Annotated in this window: 14 protein-coding genes; 12 read left to right on the top strand and 2 right to left on the bottom strand. The window is 70.8% G+C overall.

Annotated features, from left to right (window positions below):
• Nucleotides 1-48 precede the first annotated feature (48 nt).
• Nucleotides 49-795 (top strand): SDR family NAD(P)-dependent oxidoreductase, encoded by a 747-nt coding sequence (locus P5P86_RS11280; RefSeq protein ID WP_280607527.1) that lies wholly within the window; start codon nt 49-51, stop codon nt 793-795.
• On the top strand, nt 792-1,856 hold the full coding sequence (locus tag P5P86_RS11285) for an aldose 1-epimerase family protein (RefSeq protein ID WP_280607528.1): 1,065 nt from the start codon (nt 792-794) through the stop codon (nt 1,854-1,856). Before P5P86_RS11280 ends, P5P86_RS11285 begins: the two co-directional genes overlap by 4 nt.
• 19 nt (nt 1,857-1,875) lie before the next feature.
• On the opposite strand, the gene P5P86_RS11290 is transcribed toward P5P86_RS11285, so the two are convergent.
• The gene (locus P5P86_RS11290) at nt 1,876-2,634 is read right to left on the bottom strand and encodes a FadR/GntR family transcriptional regulator (RefSeq protein WP_280607529.1); all 759 of its coding nucleotides are present in this window, start codon (nt 2,632-2,634) and stop codon (nt 1,876-1,878) included.
• 178 nt (nt 2,635-2,812) lie between these two features.
• On the opposite strand from P5P86_RS11290, the gene P5P86_RS11295 reads away from it, so the two are divergent.
• From P5P86_RS11295 to P5P86_RS11340, 10 genes are all read left to right on the top strand, one after another.
• Nucleotides 2,813-4,000, top strand: coding sequence for a mandelate racemase/muconate lactonizing enzyme family protein (locus P5P86_RS11295; protein WP_280607530.1), 1,188 nt, complete (start codon nt 2,813-2,815; stop codon nt 3,998-4,000).
• Nucleotide 4,001: 1 nt separating this feature from the next.
• Nucleotides 4,002-4,844: an amidohydrolase family protein gene (locus P5P86_RS11300; protein WP_280607531.1), complete on the top strand. Its 843-nt coding sequence runs from the start codon at nt 4,002-4,004 to the stop codon at nt 4,842-4,844.
• Nucleotides 4,844-5,812 carry an aldo/keto reductase gene (locus P5P86_RS11305; protein WP_280607532.1) on the top strand — a complete coding sequence of 323 codons (969 nt, stop codon included), beginning with the start codon at nt 4,844-4,846 and terminating at the stop codon, nt 5,810-5,812. The genes P5P86_RS11300 and P5P86_RS11305 overlap by 1 nt, the downstream gene beginning before the upstream one ends.
• 23 nt (nt 5,813-5,835) lie before the next feature.
• Nucleotides 5,836-6,873 carry a zinc-dependent alcohol dehydrogenase gene (locus P5P86_RS11310; RefSeq protein ID WP_280607533.1) on the top strand — a complete coding sequence of 346 codons (1,038 nt, stop codon included), beginning with the start codon at nt 5,836-5,838 and terminating at the stop codon, nt 6,871-6,873.
• Nucleotides 6,870-7,622, top strand: a complete 753-nt coding sequence (locus P5P86_RS11315; protein ID WP_280607534.1) for an SDR family oxidoreductase — start codon at nt 6,870-6,872, stop codon at nt 7,620-7,622. The genes P5P86_RS11310 and P5P86_RS11315 overlap by 4 nt, the downstream gene beginning before the upstream one ends.
• A gap of 79 nt (nt 7,623-7,701) precedes the next feature.
• Nucleotides 7,702-8,553, top strand: a complete 852-nt coding sequence (locus tag P5P86_RS11320; RefSeq protein ID WP_280607535.1) for a fumarylacetoacetate hydrolase family protein — start codon at nt 7,702-7,704, stop codon at nt 8,551-8,553.
• A complete protein-coding gene (locus P5P86_RS11325) occupies nt 8,553-9,329 on the top strand; it encodes an SDR family NAD(P)-dependent oxidoreductase (RefSeq protein WP_280607536.1) in 777 nt (258 codons plus the stop codon). Before P5P86_RS11320 ends, P5P86_RS11325 begins: the two co-directional genes overlap by 1 nt.
• Nucleotides 9,330-9,456: 127 nt before the next feature.
• Nucleotides 9,457-10,863: an ABC transporter substrate-binding protein gene (locus tag P5P86_RS11330; protein WP_280607537.1), complete on the top strand. Its 1,407-nt coding sequence runs from the start codon at nt 9,457-9,459 to the stop codon at nt 10,861-10,863.
• Nucleotides 10,860-11,792: a carbohydrate ABC transporter permease gene (locus tag P5P86_RS11335; protein ID WP_280607538.1), complete on the top strand. Its 933-nt coding sequence runs from the start codon at nt 10,860-10,862 to the stop codon at nt 11,790-11,792. The genes P5P86_RS11330 and P5P86_RS11335 overlap by 4 nt, the downstream gene beginning before the upstream one ends.
• A gap of 8 nt (nt 11,793-11,800) precedes the next feature.
• Nucleotides 11,801-12,691 (top strand): carbohydrate ABC transporter permease, encoded by an 891-nt coding sequence (locus tag P5P86_RS11340; protein ID WP_280607539.1) that lies wholly within the window; start codon nt 11,801-11,803, stop codon nt 12,689-12,691.
• 27 nt (nt 12,692-12,718) lie between these two features.
• Here P5P86_RS11340 and P5P86_RS11345 read toward each other — a convergent pair whose 3' ends face one another.
• Nucleotides 12,719-15,289: a SpoIIE family protein phosphatase gene (locus P5P86_RS11345; RefSeq protein WP_280607540.1), complete on the bottom strand. Its 2,571-nt coding sequence runs from the start codon at nt 15,287-15,289 to the stop codon at nt 12,719-12,721.
• Nucleotides 15,290-15,424: the final 135 nt, after the last annotated feature.

Consider the following 15,424-nt stretch of genomic DNA (forward strand, 5'->3'; position numbering starts at 1 on the left):
GGGACAAGCAGTTCGGGACAAGCAGCAACAGGGTGGAGGAGTGAGGTCATGGGTGTTGCCGTCGTGACCGGAGCGGGAGGATCGCTCGGACGGGCGATCGCGCTCCGGCTGGCGCAGGACGGTCATCGTGTGGCCGTCACCGACGTCGCCGAGGCGGCGTTGAAGGAGACGGTCGAGGCGGTGTCGGACATCACCGGCGCGGTGTGGTCCAGCGTCGTCGACCTGCGCGACGACGAGGCGCTCGGCGCCTTCTTCGCGGGCGTCCGGCGCGAGCTCGGACCGGTCACCGCGCTGGTCAACAACGCCGCGATCTACCCGACGGTGCCCTTCCTCGACATGGAGGTGGGCGACTACGACGCGGTGCAGGAGGTGAACCAGCGCGGCTACTGGCTGTGTGCGCAGCTCGCCGGACGCCAGATGATCGCCGCCGAGGGAGCCGAGGACAGGTCGATCGTCAACATCGCCTCCATCACGATGCACGGCGGGTGGGAGCACCTGGCCGCCTACGTGACGACCAAGGGCGCGGCGGTGACGATGGCACGTGCCCTGGCCCGCGAGCTGGGTCCGCACGGCATCCGCGTCAACGCAGTCTCGCCGGGGGCGTTCAAGACGGCCGCCGAGGAGATCTACGACGATCCCGAGGCCTACAGCGCCATGGTCGTCGAGCGGCAGGCGCTCAAGCGGCGGGGCACGCCCGCCGAGCTCGCCGCCGTCGTGTCGTTCCTGACCGGTCCGGACGCCGCCTTCGTGACCGGTCAGACCATCGAGGTCAACGGCGGATGGGTGATGGCATGAGCACGGACCAGGTTCCGACCCGGCGCGAGATCGCGCGCCACGCGGGCGAGACCAGCGCGTACGGCGGGGTGCGCAGCGTCGTCCTCGGTGACGGCGTGGAGCGCGGCATCCGGGTGCTGGAGTTCCGCACCGGCGGCGGCCTCTGCTTCGAGGTCCTGGTCGACCGGGCGATGGACATCGGCGTCGCCGAGCTGGACGGTGTCTCGGTCGGCTGGCGCTCCCGCACCGGCTTCCGGCATCCCGGGCTGCATGAGAACGCGGACGAGGAGGGGTTGTCCTGGCTGCGCAGCATGTCGGGGCTCCTCGTGACCGGCGGCCTCGACCACACGCTCTTCGGTGGCGACGTCGACGCCACCCACTACGCCTACCCGCCCAAGCAGACGGTCCGGCACGGCCTGCACGGCCGGGTGGCCAACATCCCCGCCCGGCTCATCGGGTACGGCGAGGACTGGGTCGCCGAGGACCGCTGCGTCCTGTGGGCCGAGGGCGAGATCACCCAGGCCACCAACTTCGGCGAGCACCTGGTGCTGCGCCGCCGCATCGAGGCCGACCTCGGCGGGACCGAGATCCGGCTGACCGACATGGTCACCAACGCCGGCTTCGACCGCACGCCGCACATGTTCCTCTACCACGTCAACGTCGGGTGGCCCTTCCTCGCGGAGGGGACCCGGTTCGTCGCCGACATCGAGGAGACGCTGTGGCGCAGCGACAGCGTGGCCGAGCAGGGTGTCGACCACCTCGTCTTCGACCAGCCGCTGCCGGGCTTCGTCGAGCAGGTCTACGAGCACCGGCTCACCGCGGATGAGGCCGGCCGCCATCGGGTCGGGCTGGTCAACGACGCCCTCGGCAGGTCCTTCGAGGTGGACGTGGACGCCGAGGCGTTCCCGTGTTTCTTCGAGTGGCTCAACCTGCGCGAGGGTGGCTGGGCCGTCGGGCTCGAGCCGTCGACGCATCACGTCGCCGGCGATGCGGCGGCGCGCGAGGACGGCTCGATGATCTGGCTCGAGCACGGCGAGCAGCGCCGCTACGAGACCGTCTTCCGGTTCGGCCGGACCCGGTGAGCGCGTCCGAGCCGCGGCACTAGGCCGTCGGCTTCCCGGCGTGGTCGGGAAGTCGGCGACGCCGCCACGACTCGACGATGTGCCCGTTCATCGCGTCTTGGGCACGCACGGCGTCCTGCTCGGTGATGGCGGCGTGGATGGCCGCGTGCTCGCTGAGGGTCAGGGCGAACGCGTCGGCGGTGTCGACACCGTGGTAGCGCCAGCTCTCCAGCGCACGCTCCATCAGGATCCGCGCGATGCTCTCGGCCAGGCGGTTGCCCGAGGTAGCCATCACGACCTCGTGGAACTCGATGTCGGCGTGCCGGAAGGCGGTCTGGTCGTCGACGGTCTCGCGCATCCGCCGCAGCGCCGCGTCCAGCCGGGCGAGCTGATCGGCGTCGCGGACGCGGGCCGCCTCGGCGGCCATCACGGACTCCAGCTGGGCGCGGATCACGCTCAGCTCGTCGAGGACGCCGAGGGAGTCGTCGTGCTTGATCAGCGAGGTCAGGACGGTTCGGTCCAGCATGTTCCACGACGAGGTCGGGCGGACCTGGGTGCCGCGACCGCGGGCGATGGTGACCAGCCCCTTCTCCTCGACCCGCTTGACGGACTCGCGGATCACGGTGCGGCTCACGCCGAACTGCTCGCTGAGCGGGCCCTCGGGGGGCAGCAGGGTGCCCGGCTCCAGACGACCCGACACGATGGCGTCGACGAGGTCCTCCACCACCGCGACACCCAGCATCGGGGTGGGACTGCGTCGCTCGGTGACCACGAGGCGGCGATCGGATTCTGCTGGCATGGAACCGAAGTGTAGGACGTCAGACGTGTGGCGACGTCGCAACGGGACCCGGCGCGCGGCCGGGGAGCGCGGCGCCATGCCATTGACGTCAGACATCATATGTTTCATGATAAGGTCCTCCACCAGGAGGAACGATGCTCAAGGACCTGCCTCGCAGCAGTCGAAAGGAGGTGCAGGGATGCGCATCACGGGCTACCGCACGCTGACCACCCTGCATCGATGGGGCCGTCCGATCGGGGACGTCAACGGACACGTCGCCGCCGGTGTCACGGCCGTGCCGATCGTGCTCGTCGAGACCGACGCCGGCCTCACCGGGGTCGGACTCGGCGCCCGGGACGGCCTGGACACGGTCTTCCCGGCACTGCTCGGCGAGGATCCCCGCGCTGTGACAGCGCTCTACGACCGGATGCTCGCCGCTGTCTTCAAGGCCGGCCACGCGGGCTCGGTCTTCGGCGCGATCGGTGCGTTCGACATGGCGCTGTGGGACCTGAAGGCGAAGGCCGCCGAGCAGCCGCTGTGGCGGATGCTCGGCGCCCGTGACCGCGTCGTCCCGGCGTACGCCTCGGGTCTCGACGGCCCGCTCGACGACGACGAGCTGCTCCGGCTGCAGGCATCCTTCGCCGAGCGCGGCTTCGGGGCGGTCAAGCTCAAGGGTGGCCTGGACCTGGAGGGGGACCTGCGCCGCATCCGACTGGTCCGCGACCTCTACGCCGACGCCGGCGCGACCCCCCGCGTGATGCTCGACGCCAACGAGTCCTGGTCGCGCAAGGAGGCCATCTCCTACCTGCAGCGCCTCGAGGAGCAGGTCGACCTCGCCTGGATCGAGGAGCCTGTACGCCGCTGGGACGCCGACGGACACGCGATGATCAGCCGTGCCGTGCGGGCCGCCGTCGCCACGGGGGAGAACCTCACCGGCCTCGAGCAGTTCCGGCCGCTCATCCAGGCGAACGCAGTGGACGTCGTGCAGACCGGCAGCGTCTGGGGCGTCACCCACTTCCTCCGCGTCGCCGCGCTGGCCCAGACCTTCGACCTGCTCGTCAGCCCGGTCGGCTACAACGCCAATCCGCTCGCGCACGCGGCTGCCGCCGTACCGAACCACGTGGCGACCGAGGTGCAGGACCTCGGCTTCCCGGTGGGGATAGCGGTGGATCAGGAGTACGCCGACGGGGCGATCATCCTCGGCGACCAACCCGGCCTCGGCCTGGGTGTCGACGAGGCGGCGATCGCCGCGCTCGCCGAGTCGGCCGACTGGGGTGAGGACAAGGGACCGCACGTGCGCCCGATCAGCGCGGGGCGTCGTCTGCTCGCACCGGTGACGCACGAGTTCGCGCCCGCGCTGACCTCGCTCGCCCCGCCGTCCGCCTGACATGCGGATCGACGCCCACCACCACGTCTGGGACCTGGACCGGCGCCCCCAACCGTGGACCGAGGACCTGCCGGTCCTGCGCCGGTCGTTCGGGTTCGACGAGCTGACCCCGCAACTGCTGGCGCACCGGGTCGAGGGGACCGTCGTCGTCCACACCGTGGCCAGCCCCGAGGAGACCGGTGAGCTGCTGGCCCTGGCCGCGGCCGATCCGCTGGTGGCGGGCGTCGTCGGCTGGCTCGACGTCGAGGCGCCCGATCTCGACGAGACCCTGGCCTCCACCCGGCTGCTCCCGGGCGGCCGGCACCTCGTCGGCGCCCGCCACCAGCTCCAGGTGGAGCCGGACCGGCAGTGGTTGGACCGGCCCGCGGTGCGCCGCGGTCTGGAGACTCTCGGTGAGCACGGCCTGGTCTGGGACCTGGTGGTCTCACCCGAGCAGCTCGGTGACGTCCGCCGGGCGGTGGCCGCGCTGCCGCAGGTCTCCTTCGTGCTCGACCACGCCGGGAAGCCGCCCCTCGCGGGCGGTGACCTGGCCGCGTGGCGCGCGGACCTGGCCGCGCTCGCGACGCTGCCCAACCTCGCGGTCAAGCTCTCCGGCCTGGTCACGGAGGCGTCGTGGGACCGATGGCAGGTCGAGGATCTGCGCCCGGCCGCCGATCACGTGCTGGAGCTGTTCGGCCCCGACCGGACGATGTTCGGGTCCGACTGGCCGGTCTGCCTGCTCGCGGGGGCGGACTACGACAGCGTCGTGGCCACGTTCGACGACCTCGTCGCCTCGTTGACCGCCGCCGAGCGCGCGCAGGTCTGGGGCGACACAGCTGTCCGCGTCTACGGACTGGAGGAATGATGCAGCAGCCGACCACGAGCCGACGCACCATCGGCGGCACCCGCGTCCAGGTCAGCGACCTGGGGTTCGGTGGTGCCTCGCTCGGCAACCTCTACCGGGTCACCGAGGACGCCGAGGGTGCGGCGGCCGTCGCGGCGGCGTACGAGGCGGGCATCACCTACTTCGACACCGCGCCGCACTACGGCCTCGGCCTGTCCGAGCGCCGCCTGGGGAGCGCGCTGGCCGCGTATCCGCGCGACTCGTTCACCCTCTCCACCAAGGTCGGCCGTGCGCTCGACCCGAATCCCGCGCCGACCGGCTCGGACCTCGCCTCGGGCGGGTTCGACGTCCCCGACGACCTGGTGCGGCGCTGGGACTTCTCCGGCGACGGGGTGCGTCGCAGCATCGAGCAGAGCCTGGACCGGCTCGGGCTGGACCGGATCGACATCGTCTATGTGCACGACCCCGACGACCATGCCGACCAGGCCGTCGCCGAGGCGATCCCCGCGCTGATCGAGCTGCGCGACCAGGGTGTCATCGGTGCCGTCGGGCTCGGGATGAACCAGATCGGGGTGCCGCTGCGGGCGGTGCGCGAGACCGACCTGGACGTCGTGATGCTCGCCAACCGCCTCACCCTGCTCGACCGCAGCGGGCTGGAGCTGGCCGACGCCTGTGCCGAACGCGATGTCTCGGTGGTCGCGGCCGCGCCGTTCAACTCGGGCCTGCTCGCCCGCCCGCGGCCGGCGGCCGACGCGACCTACGACTACCAGCCCGCCCCGGCCGACCTGCTGGCCCGGGTGAACGCCCTCGCCGACGTGTGCGAGCGCTGGGGCGTGACCCTTCCCGACGCGGCGGTGCAGTTCCCGCTGCAGCATCCGGCGGTGGTCTGCGTCGTCGCCGGCCTGCGCGATGCCCGGCAGGTCGCCGAGCTCGTCGAGCGCCGCCACGCGCACGTTCCCGACCAGGCCTGGGCCGAGCTCGGCCGCTGACCCGACCCATCGAGAGGACCGACATGCTCAGCGCTGCCTACACCGGCGCCCGAACGTTCGACGTCACCCAGACGCGATCGGTGCCGCCCGGTCGCGGCGAGGTGCAGATCGCTGTCGCCTACGCGGGGATCTGCGGCACCGACCTGCACATCTTCCACGGCGACATGGACGCCCGCGTCAGCACGCCGGCGGTGATCGGGCACGAGATGTCCGGCACCGTCGCCGCCCTCGGCGAGGGCGTGACCGGCTGGGCGGTGGGGGATCCCGTCACGGTGATGCCGCTGCGGTGGGACGGCACCTGCCCGGCCTGCCGGGCCGGGAACGAACACATCTGCCAGCACCTCGTCTTCGTCGGCATCGACAGCCCCGGCGCCCTCCAGGGCCGCTGGAACGTCCCGGCCGACCTACTCGTCGGCCTCCCCGACGGACTGTCCTTGCAGCATGCCGCCCTGGTCGAGCCGGTCGCTGTCGCGGTTCACGACGTACGCCGCTCCCGGCTGGCCGCCGGAGATCGCGCTGTCGTTCTCGGCGGTGGGCCCATCGGCGTGCTCATCGCCGTGGTGGCCCGTGATGCGGGGGCCGAGGTGCTGCTGGTCGAGCCGGACGCGGGTCGTCGTACCGCCGTCGAAGAGCTGGGGTTCAGGGTCGTCGACCCCGCGACCGCCGACCCGGTGACGCTCGTCGAGGAGTGGACCGACGGCACCGGTGCCGACGTGGTGTTCGAGGTCTCGGGGGCGGCACCGGCCGTGCTGACGGCCACGGCGGTGGCGAAGGTCCGCGGCACCGTGGTGGTGGTCGCGATCCATCCCCAGCCGAAGCCGGTCGACCTGCAGCGGGTGTTCTGGCGCGAGCTGACGCTCCTGGGCGCGCGGGTCTACCAGCGCACTGACTTCGAGCGTGCCGTCGAGCTGCTGGCCGGGGGTGTCGTCCCCGCCGACGCGCTCATCACCCAGGTGGTGCCGCTGGCCCAGGTCGCCGACGCCTTCGGGGCGCTGGAGTCAGGCCGTGCGATGAAGATCCTGGTCGACTGCCAGGCCGGGCAGGGCGGGGACGGCCGATGAGCCTCTTCGACCTCACCGGCCGCCTGGCCGTCGTCACCGGCGCTCGTCGCGGCATCGGCCTGGCCATGGCCGTCGCCCTCGCCGAGGCCGGCGCCGACGTGATCGGGGTGAGCGCCCAGCTCGAGGACGATCCGCAGGTCGGCCGCCTGGTCACGGCCACGGGCCGCTCCTTCGAAGGGCGCCGGTGCGACTTCACGGACCGTGATGCCGTCCTCGCCCTCGGCGCCGACCTCGCCGAGCGGGAGCCCGACATCGTGATCAACAACGCCGGCACCATCCGCCGCCAGCCGGCCGCCGACCACGCCCTCGAGCTGTGGGACGAGGTCATCGGCGTCAACCTCTCGGCGCCGTTCGCGCTGACCCAGGCGCTGGCGCGCCCCATGCTCGAGCGTGGGTCGGGCAAAGTCGTCTTCACCGCCTCGCTGCTCAGCTTCCAGGGCGGCATCAACGTGCCCGGCTACGCCGCCTCCAAGTCGGGCATCGCCGGCCTGACCAAGGCGCTGGCAAACGAGTGGGCGCCGCACGGCGTCAACGTCAACGCGATAGCGCCCGGCTACATCGCCACCGACAACACCCAGGCCCTCCAGGACGACCCGGACCGATCCCGCTCGATCCTGGAACGCATCCCGGCCGGTCGCTGGGGGAGAGCCTCGGACCTGGCCGGCGCGACGGTGTTCCTGGCGAGCGCGGCCTCGGACTATGTCGACGGCGTTGTCCTGCCCGTCGACGGTGGCTGGCTCGGCCGGTGAGGAACGCCTCGGCCCTGCCGCGGTCCTCGTCGTCAGGACCGCTGACCCGTACGCAGAAGAACCGACACAAGGAGTAGCAATGCATCTGGCTCGACTGGGACCGAGGGGATCGGAGATCCCGACCGTCGTCGTCGACGGGACCCACCTCGACCTGCGCCCGATCACCGCCGACATCGGCCCGACGTTCCTGGCCGGGGGCGGCCTGCAGACGGTGCGCGAAGCCGTCGCCGCCGGCAGCCTCGAGCCGCTCGCGAACGCCTCCGAGCTGCGCGTCGGTGCGGCGCTCGCCCGGCCCGGCAAGATCGTGTGCATCGGTCTGAACTACCGCGACCATGCCGCCGAGACCGGGGCCGCCATCCCGCCCGAGCCGGTCGTCTTCATGAAGGATCCTGCGACGGTGGTCGGACCGTTCGACGAGGTGCTGATCCCGCGCGGCTCCACCAAGACGGACTGGGAGGTCGAGCTCGGCGTGGTCGTCGGCACCACCGCCCGCTACCTGGATTCGCCCGCGAGTGCCCTCGACCACGTGGCGGGCTATGTGCTCTCCCACGACGTCTCGGAACGGGAGTTCCAGCTCGAGCGCGGCGGCCAGTGGGACAAGGGCAAGAGCTGCGAGACCTTCAACCCGCTCGGAGGCCGGTTCGTCACCGCCGAGGAGATCGCCGATCCGCAGGATCTCCGTCTGGCCCTCTCGGTCAACGGCGTCCGGCGGCAGGACGGCACCACCGCCGACATGGTGTTCTCGGTCGCGCACGTGGTCTGGTACCTCAGCCAGTTCATGGTGCTCGAGCCCGGCGACCTGATCAACACCGGGACGCCCGCCGGCGTCGCGATGGGGATGGCCGACCAGCCCTATCTGCGCGCCGGTGACGTGGTCGAGCTGGAGATCTCCGGTCTGGGGTCGGCGCGGCAGACGGTGGGACAGGCGTGATGAGCACGATCCGTGGTCAGGAGTACGACGGCCTGGTCGCCGTCGTGACCGGCGGCAGCGACGGCATCGGCCTGGCGGTCGGCCTCGAGCTCGCGGCCCGTGGCGCCAGGGTCGCCTCCCTCGACCTGGCCGTCGACGATCTGCCGGAGGAGATCACGGGCTTCCGCTGTGACGTGACCGACCGGGCCTCGGTGCAGGCAGCCGTCGCGCAGGTCGTGGACCGGCTCGGCGGCATCGACGTCCTGGTCAACAACGCCGGTGTCAGTGCTGTCGGCACGGTCGAGGAGCTCGGCGACGAGGACTGGCACCGGGTCCTCGACGTCAACGTCGTCGGGATGGCGCGTTCCTCAGCGGCCGCCCTGCCGCACCTGCGTGCCTCGCGCCATCCGGCGATCGTCAACATGTGCTCGATCGGCGCGCTCAACGGCCTGCCGCAGCGGGTGGCCTACAACGCCTCCAAGGGCGCCGTCCTGGCGCTGACCTACGCGATGGCGACCGATTACGTCGGGGAGGGCATCCGGGTCAACTGCGTCTCGCCGGGCACGGTGCACACCGGCTTCGTCGACCGGATGCTCGCCAGGTTCCCCGACCCGGAGAGGGAGAAGGCGGCCCTCGACGCCCGTCAGGCGACGGGCCGGATGGTGACCCCCGAGGAGGTGGCCGATGCCGTCGCCTACCTGGCCAGTCCGCGTTCCGGATCGACCACCGGGACCGCTCTGGACGTCGACGGCGGCATCACCCATCTGCGGCCGCGGCCGGTCCAGCAGACCGACTAGGCCCGTCTAGCCGCCGGCGTCGGCACGGTCCCGCGCGCATCCCTTGCGCATACGTCACATGTATGATGTTATCCCTGTCACAGGTCTACGGCCCGCACACGCCGGACCACGAGAGAAGGAAGCAGCAATGGAGATGGTTCCCCGGAACGCCGCCCGCGTACGGCGTTCGCGTCGAGTCAGCCGGGTTCGGGCCGCGGCACTCGTCGCCGGTGCTGTCGTCGGTGCGCTGAGCCTGGCCGCCTGCGGTGGGCAGAGCGTCGGCGGCAGCACCAGCAAGATCGCCGACAGCAACAGCAAGTACGGCTTCAAGACGGCCTCGCAGGACTCGAAGGCGCAGATCACGGTGTGGGTCGACTCGACCCGCGAGCCGATCGCGAAGGCCTACAACGCCGCCCACCCCGACGCCCAGGTCAAGATCGTCACCTACGACGGCAACGCGAACGGGTCCAACTCCTTCAAGACCAAGACGCAGCTGTTCGATCGCGCCGGCTCCGGCTGGCCGGACGTCACCTTCACCACGGACAACAACTCCGCCGCCTGGGGCTCCTTCAGCGGCACCGGCGACCTCGCCGCGGTGAACAAGGGCCTGGTGCCGGACACCACCCTGAACAACTTCGCGAAGGGCTCGCTCGACGTCTGCACCGTCGACGGCACCTCCTACTGCCTGCGCAACGACCTCGCGCAGAACGTGCTCTGGTACAACAAGACGCTCATGGACAAGTTCGGCTACCAGGTCCCCACCACGTGGGAGGACTACGAGAAGCTCGCCGACAAGGTCGCCACCGAGCACCCGGGTTACATCGTGGGCACGGCCGGCGACGCCTGGACGCCGGAGATCTACATGTGGGCCGCCCAGTGCCCCGCCAACGACGTCACCGGCCCCAAGACGGTCAAGGTCGACACCTCCGACCCCAACTGCGTCAAGGGCGCCAAACTGATCGACGACCTGGTCGCCAACAAGACGATGTCCACGCTGTCCCTGTTCGGTCCCGACTTCGCCAAGAACGACGCCGACAAGGTCCTCATGCTGCCCGGCCCGTCGTGGTACGGCGGCTCGGTCTTCCAGGGCACCTTGAAGACGCCTGCGGGCCAGGTCGCCGCCGCACCGGCCCTGAAGTGGGCGGACGCCTCCGACACCGTGACCGGTGACGTGGGCGGCGGCGCGTGGTGGATCTCCTCGCACAGCAAGAACCTCGCGGCGGCCGCCGACTTCGCCACCTGGGTGACCAGCCAGGCCAAGTACGGCGACGCGCTCGCGCCGACGTACCCGGCCTACACGCCGGCGGCGCAGACCTGGGCGGCCGAGACCCAGAAGAGCGGCTACTACGCCGACGACATCGTCACGCCGATGAGCCAGGCGGCCGGGCAGGTCTGGTCGGGCTGGGGCTCGGCGCAGTTCAGCCAGGAGGCGATCTGGGCCAAGGTGGTCCAGGCGGGCATGAGCCAGGGCAAGACCGTCGAGTCGCTGCTGCCGGCATGGCAGACCGAGATCGAGAACCAGGCCAAGACCTTCGGGTACGAGGTCACGAAGTGACCGCAACCTCCTCCGAGAGGGTCGCGACCGTCGCACCCGAGGCCGCCAGCAACCGGATCCGTACCGGTTCCTGGCGGCCTCGGGCCGGTCACGCGTTCGTCGCGCCGTACGTGGCGCTCCTGGCGCTGTTCGGCATCATCCCGGTCTGCTACTCCATCTACCTCGCGTTCACCGACGTGGGCGGTGGCTTCGTCGGCTTCTCCAACTTCAGCCGCACCGCTCAGGACTACCGCTTCCTGCCGGCGCTCGGTCACGTCGCCGTCTACCTCCTGATCTGGCTGGTGATGCTGAGCGTCCTCGTGGTGCTGCTCACGCTGCTCGTCCACCAGCTGGTGTCACGCCGCACCAAGACGGTGATCAGGCTCGCCTACTACATCCCGGGTGCCCTGGCAGGAGCTTCCAGCGTGCTGCTGTGGCTCTTCGTGCTCGACCCGACGGTCAGCCCGGTCGCGCCGATCCTCAAGGCGCTGGGCAGCGATCACTTCACCGATGTCGTGGCGCCGGGCCATCTACCGGTCATCTTCGCCGTGATCGCCTTCTGGACCGGTGCGGGTGGCTGGGTCCTGGTGCTCTACGGCGCCCTGAACACGATCCCGTCCGACGTCCTCGAAGCCGCCAAGGTCGACGGGGCCGGACGGGTCCGGACGGCCCTGCGGATCCAGCTGCCGATGATCCGCAAGTCGATCACCTACATGCTGATCCTCGCCTTCGCCGCGGGCACCCAGCTCTTCGTGGAACCGCAGCTGATCTCCCAGGCCAGCTTCGGGATCGTGCCCAACGACTACAGCGTCAACCAGCTCGCCTACCAGTACGCATTCACCCAGAACGACTTCAACGGCTCGGCCGCCATCGCGCTGGACCTGCTGGTCATCGCGCTGATCAGCACCGGCCTGTTCGTGGCGCGCGGGCGACTCTTCGAGACCGACTAGGAGAACCGATGTCCTCCCCTGCCTCCTACACCGCCCAGCGCTGGGCGGGCCGCTCGCTGGTCGCCGTGGTGCTGATCGTGTTCGGGCTCTTCTTCCTGGTCCCGGTGATCTGGCTCCTGCTGGCCGGGACCAAGACGAACCACCAGCTGGTCGACGGCAACCCGTTCTCCTTCGGCAGTCTGTCCGCTCTACGGCACAACTGGGACGCCCTGATGTCCTTCCAGAGCGGGTCGTTCAAGACGTGGATGAAGAACTCGGTGCTCTATGCCGGGCTGGCGCTGGTGATCACGCTGGTCGTCAGCATCCCGGCCGGATACGCGTTGGCGAAGCTGGACTTCAAGGGCCGTCGCCCGCTGCTGATCGTGACGCTCGTGGTGATGCTGATGCCGACCTCGGCGCTGGTCCTGCCGATCTTCCTCGAGGTCAACTACGTGCACCTCGTCAACACCCCGCTGTCGGTGATCCTGCCCTTCTCGTTCTTCCCCTTCGGCGTCTACCTCGCCTACATCTACTTCGCCGACGCGGTTCCCAGCGAGCTCCTCGAGGCGGCGAAGATCGACGGCTGCAGCGAGGTGCGCACCTTCACCGCCATCGCGCTGCCGCTCGGGATGCCGGTGGTGGCGCTGGTGGGCTTCTTCAGCTTCGTGCAGAACTGGAACAACTTCTTCCTGCCCTACGTGATGCTGCCGCGCAGCGACGCCTACCCCATGCAGGTCGGGTTGACGCAGATGCTCACCTCCACGCCCAACTTCAACCCGGTGGTGGGCGCCAGTGCCGAGGTGTCACCGCCGGAGCTCGTGCTGGCGACCCTGGTCTCGGCGGCGCCCGTGCTCGTCATCTTCCTGCTCGCGCAGCGGTACGTCGTCAGCGGGCTGACCGCCGGCGCGACGAAGGGCTGAGCCCGACCCGGGTCGTCGCCGGGTGGGTCAATCCTCCGGCAGCAGCCGCACGGCGACCAGGGCGACGTCGTCCTCGGGGTCATCCGGCAGGAGCCTGCGCAGCAGCTCGTCGCACAGCTCCTCGAGCCCGTACCCGTCGTGGATCAGCTCGGTGAAGGTGGCGGCGAGGCGGTCGATGCCCTCGTCGATGACCTCGCCGCGTCGTTCGACCAGTCCGTCGGTGTAGAACAGCAGCGTGCTGCCGCGCGGCAGCGTCACCACGTTCTCCGCGCGCACCGACGTCGGCTCCAGGCCGAGCAGGACGTCGGACCTCTCGCCCCACAGCACCTCCGTGCCCTGCGGCACGCCCCGGGGGTGGGTCACGACGACCGGCGGTGGGTGGCCGGCGTTGGACCAGCGCAGCCGGGTGACGCCCTGCCGACGCTCCTCGGGCGTCTGCTCGAGACGAGCGACCACGACCGTGGCGGTGATCCTGATCAGCAGCCGTGACATCGCCTGGTCGACCTGGCTGAGCAGCTGCGCGGGCGAGGCCTCGGTGACGGCTGCGACGCCGCGCAGGATGTTGCGGAGCTGGCCCATCGCCGCAGCGGCGGCGGAGTCGTGGCCGAGCACGTCGCCGATGACGACGACGGTGGCACCCTGGGGCTGCAGGAACGAGTCGTACCAGTCGCCGCCGACCTGGGCGACCTCGGCCGCCGGCTGGTAGCGCACCGCGACGTGGAGATGGTCCGGCTCGGGCGGCGGCGTCATCATGCTGCGCTGCAGCTCACCGGCCAGGTCCCGCTGCTCGGCGTAGAGCCGGGCGTTGTCGAGGGCCAGGCCGGCGCGGTCGCCGAGCTCCTTGAGCAGGACGAGGTCCGCCGCGTCGAAGCCGGGATGTCCCGCACCGCGGAAGATCGACAGCAGGCCCAGCGTGCGGCCCCGAGCGCGCATGGGCACGACCGCCGCGGCGGTGGGGGCGAGCTGGATGAGCGCGTCGCGGGCCTCACCGGCGGACAGGACCGAGGCGACAGCGTCGGTCGCGTCGGTCGGCACCACGATCGGTGCGGCCGAGCGCAGCGCTCGGGCGAAGAAGGAAGCGTCGGTCAGGGCGGGCACCCGCGTCGCGGCGTACCGGCTCACCAGCGATCGTCGGGCCTCGTCGACGTGCCAGCCGCCCACGTCGCGCAGGCCACGTCGCCAGTCGGAGGAGGAGATCCTGCCGTGGTCGGTGAGGGTGACCAGGCACCACTCCCCGAGCTCGGGAACCACCAGCCGTGCCAACCGGCCCACGGCCGTGTCCCCGTCCCAGGTGTCGGCCATCTCGGCACCTGCCTCTGCCAGGAGCGTGGAACGGCGACTGGCCCGGTCGAGCTCCTCCTGCGCGTGATGGCGTGCGGTGATGTCGATGAAGTACACCGACAGTCCCTCGGGCGTTGGCCAGCCACGCACCTCGTAGTGGGCATCGAGCGGAGGGGGGTAGTACGCCTCGAACGTCACCGGCTCGCCGGAGGCCATGGCGTGGCGGTACTGCCGCTCGAACTCGCTACCGACAGCGGCGGGGAACAGCTCCCAGAGCACCCCGCCGACCCACTCGACGCCGATCCCGCCCAACAGTCGCTTCGCCTCACTGTTGGCATAGGTGACCCGCCAGGACCGGTCGAGGCTGAAGAAGGCGGTAGGCATGGATTCCAGCACCCGTGCGACCCGCGCCTCGTCCGCCTGCTCGGCGGTGGTGTCCGAAGCTGCGCCCAGGAGCCGGATCGCGCGTCCGTCCGGACCCGGCATCGCTCGGCCACGCGCGGAGATCCAGCGCAGATCCCCCGAAGGCAGCAGCACGCGGTACTCGGCCGTGTAGGTGCCGACGGTCTCGACGGCGTCGGCGAGCGCCTGGGTCACCCGGTCCCGATCGTCGGGGTGGACGACGGCGTTGAAGGCCTCGATCGTTCCCCCGAACGTGTCACGGTCGAGCCCGAAGAGCTCGAGCGATCGCCCATCCCAGTTCAGCTCGCCGGTGACCAGGTCCCAGTCGAAGGCACCGACCTCGCTGGCATCGATGGCCAGCTGCCACAGCACCCGCTCGTCCTCGACGCTCGCCTCCAGGTCCGCCAGCTCGAGCTCCGCTGCAACGGTCTGTGCGAGCGAGCTCAGGAAGTCGACATCCGTCTCGGACCACTGCCGAGGATGGGGTTCGAAGACGCACACAGCTCCTACGACGAACCCGGCGACCCGCAGCGGGACGCCCAGGTAGGCGCCGACGGTGCCGTCGGCGACGGAGGGTAGGTGGGTCACGCGCGCATCGGTCAGCGCATCGTCGACCCGCAGCGGTGCTGCGTCGTGGGCGACCAGGGCGCACAACGCCTCCGTCGCCGGGGTGGGGGAGCGCCGGGTGGCAGCGGTGCCGGCAGCGCCGACCACCCGCTGCTGCTCGCCGATCAGCGAGACCTGTGCCGCTGCGACATGGAGGGCATGGGTCGCGAGCTTGGTCAACCGATCCAGTGCGGCCGTCCGGTCCCGCCTACCCGTGCGGGGTTCGCCCGCCTGGTAGGAGTGCCACTGCCGTTCGGCCTCGGCCCTGCCGTCGCCGGTCCCGTGACCCGCGGCGCGATCCTCTGGCATGACCGGAACCCTTCTCGTGCCACCGCTCGCCCGGGTGCACCAGCGGCCGTGGTCCATGAGCGATTCCTCGTCGAATTCTGGCACAGCGTCGATGCACCGGTCCGCGGTCCAGCGAATGTGCTGCCCGGGATGAGA

Origin of the sequence: Nocardioides sp. BP30, assembly GCF_029873215.1 — a bacterium.
Taxonomy (GTDB): domain Bacteria; phylum Actinomycetota; class Actinomycetes; order Propionibacteriales; family Nocardioidaceae; genus Nocardioides.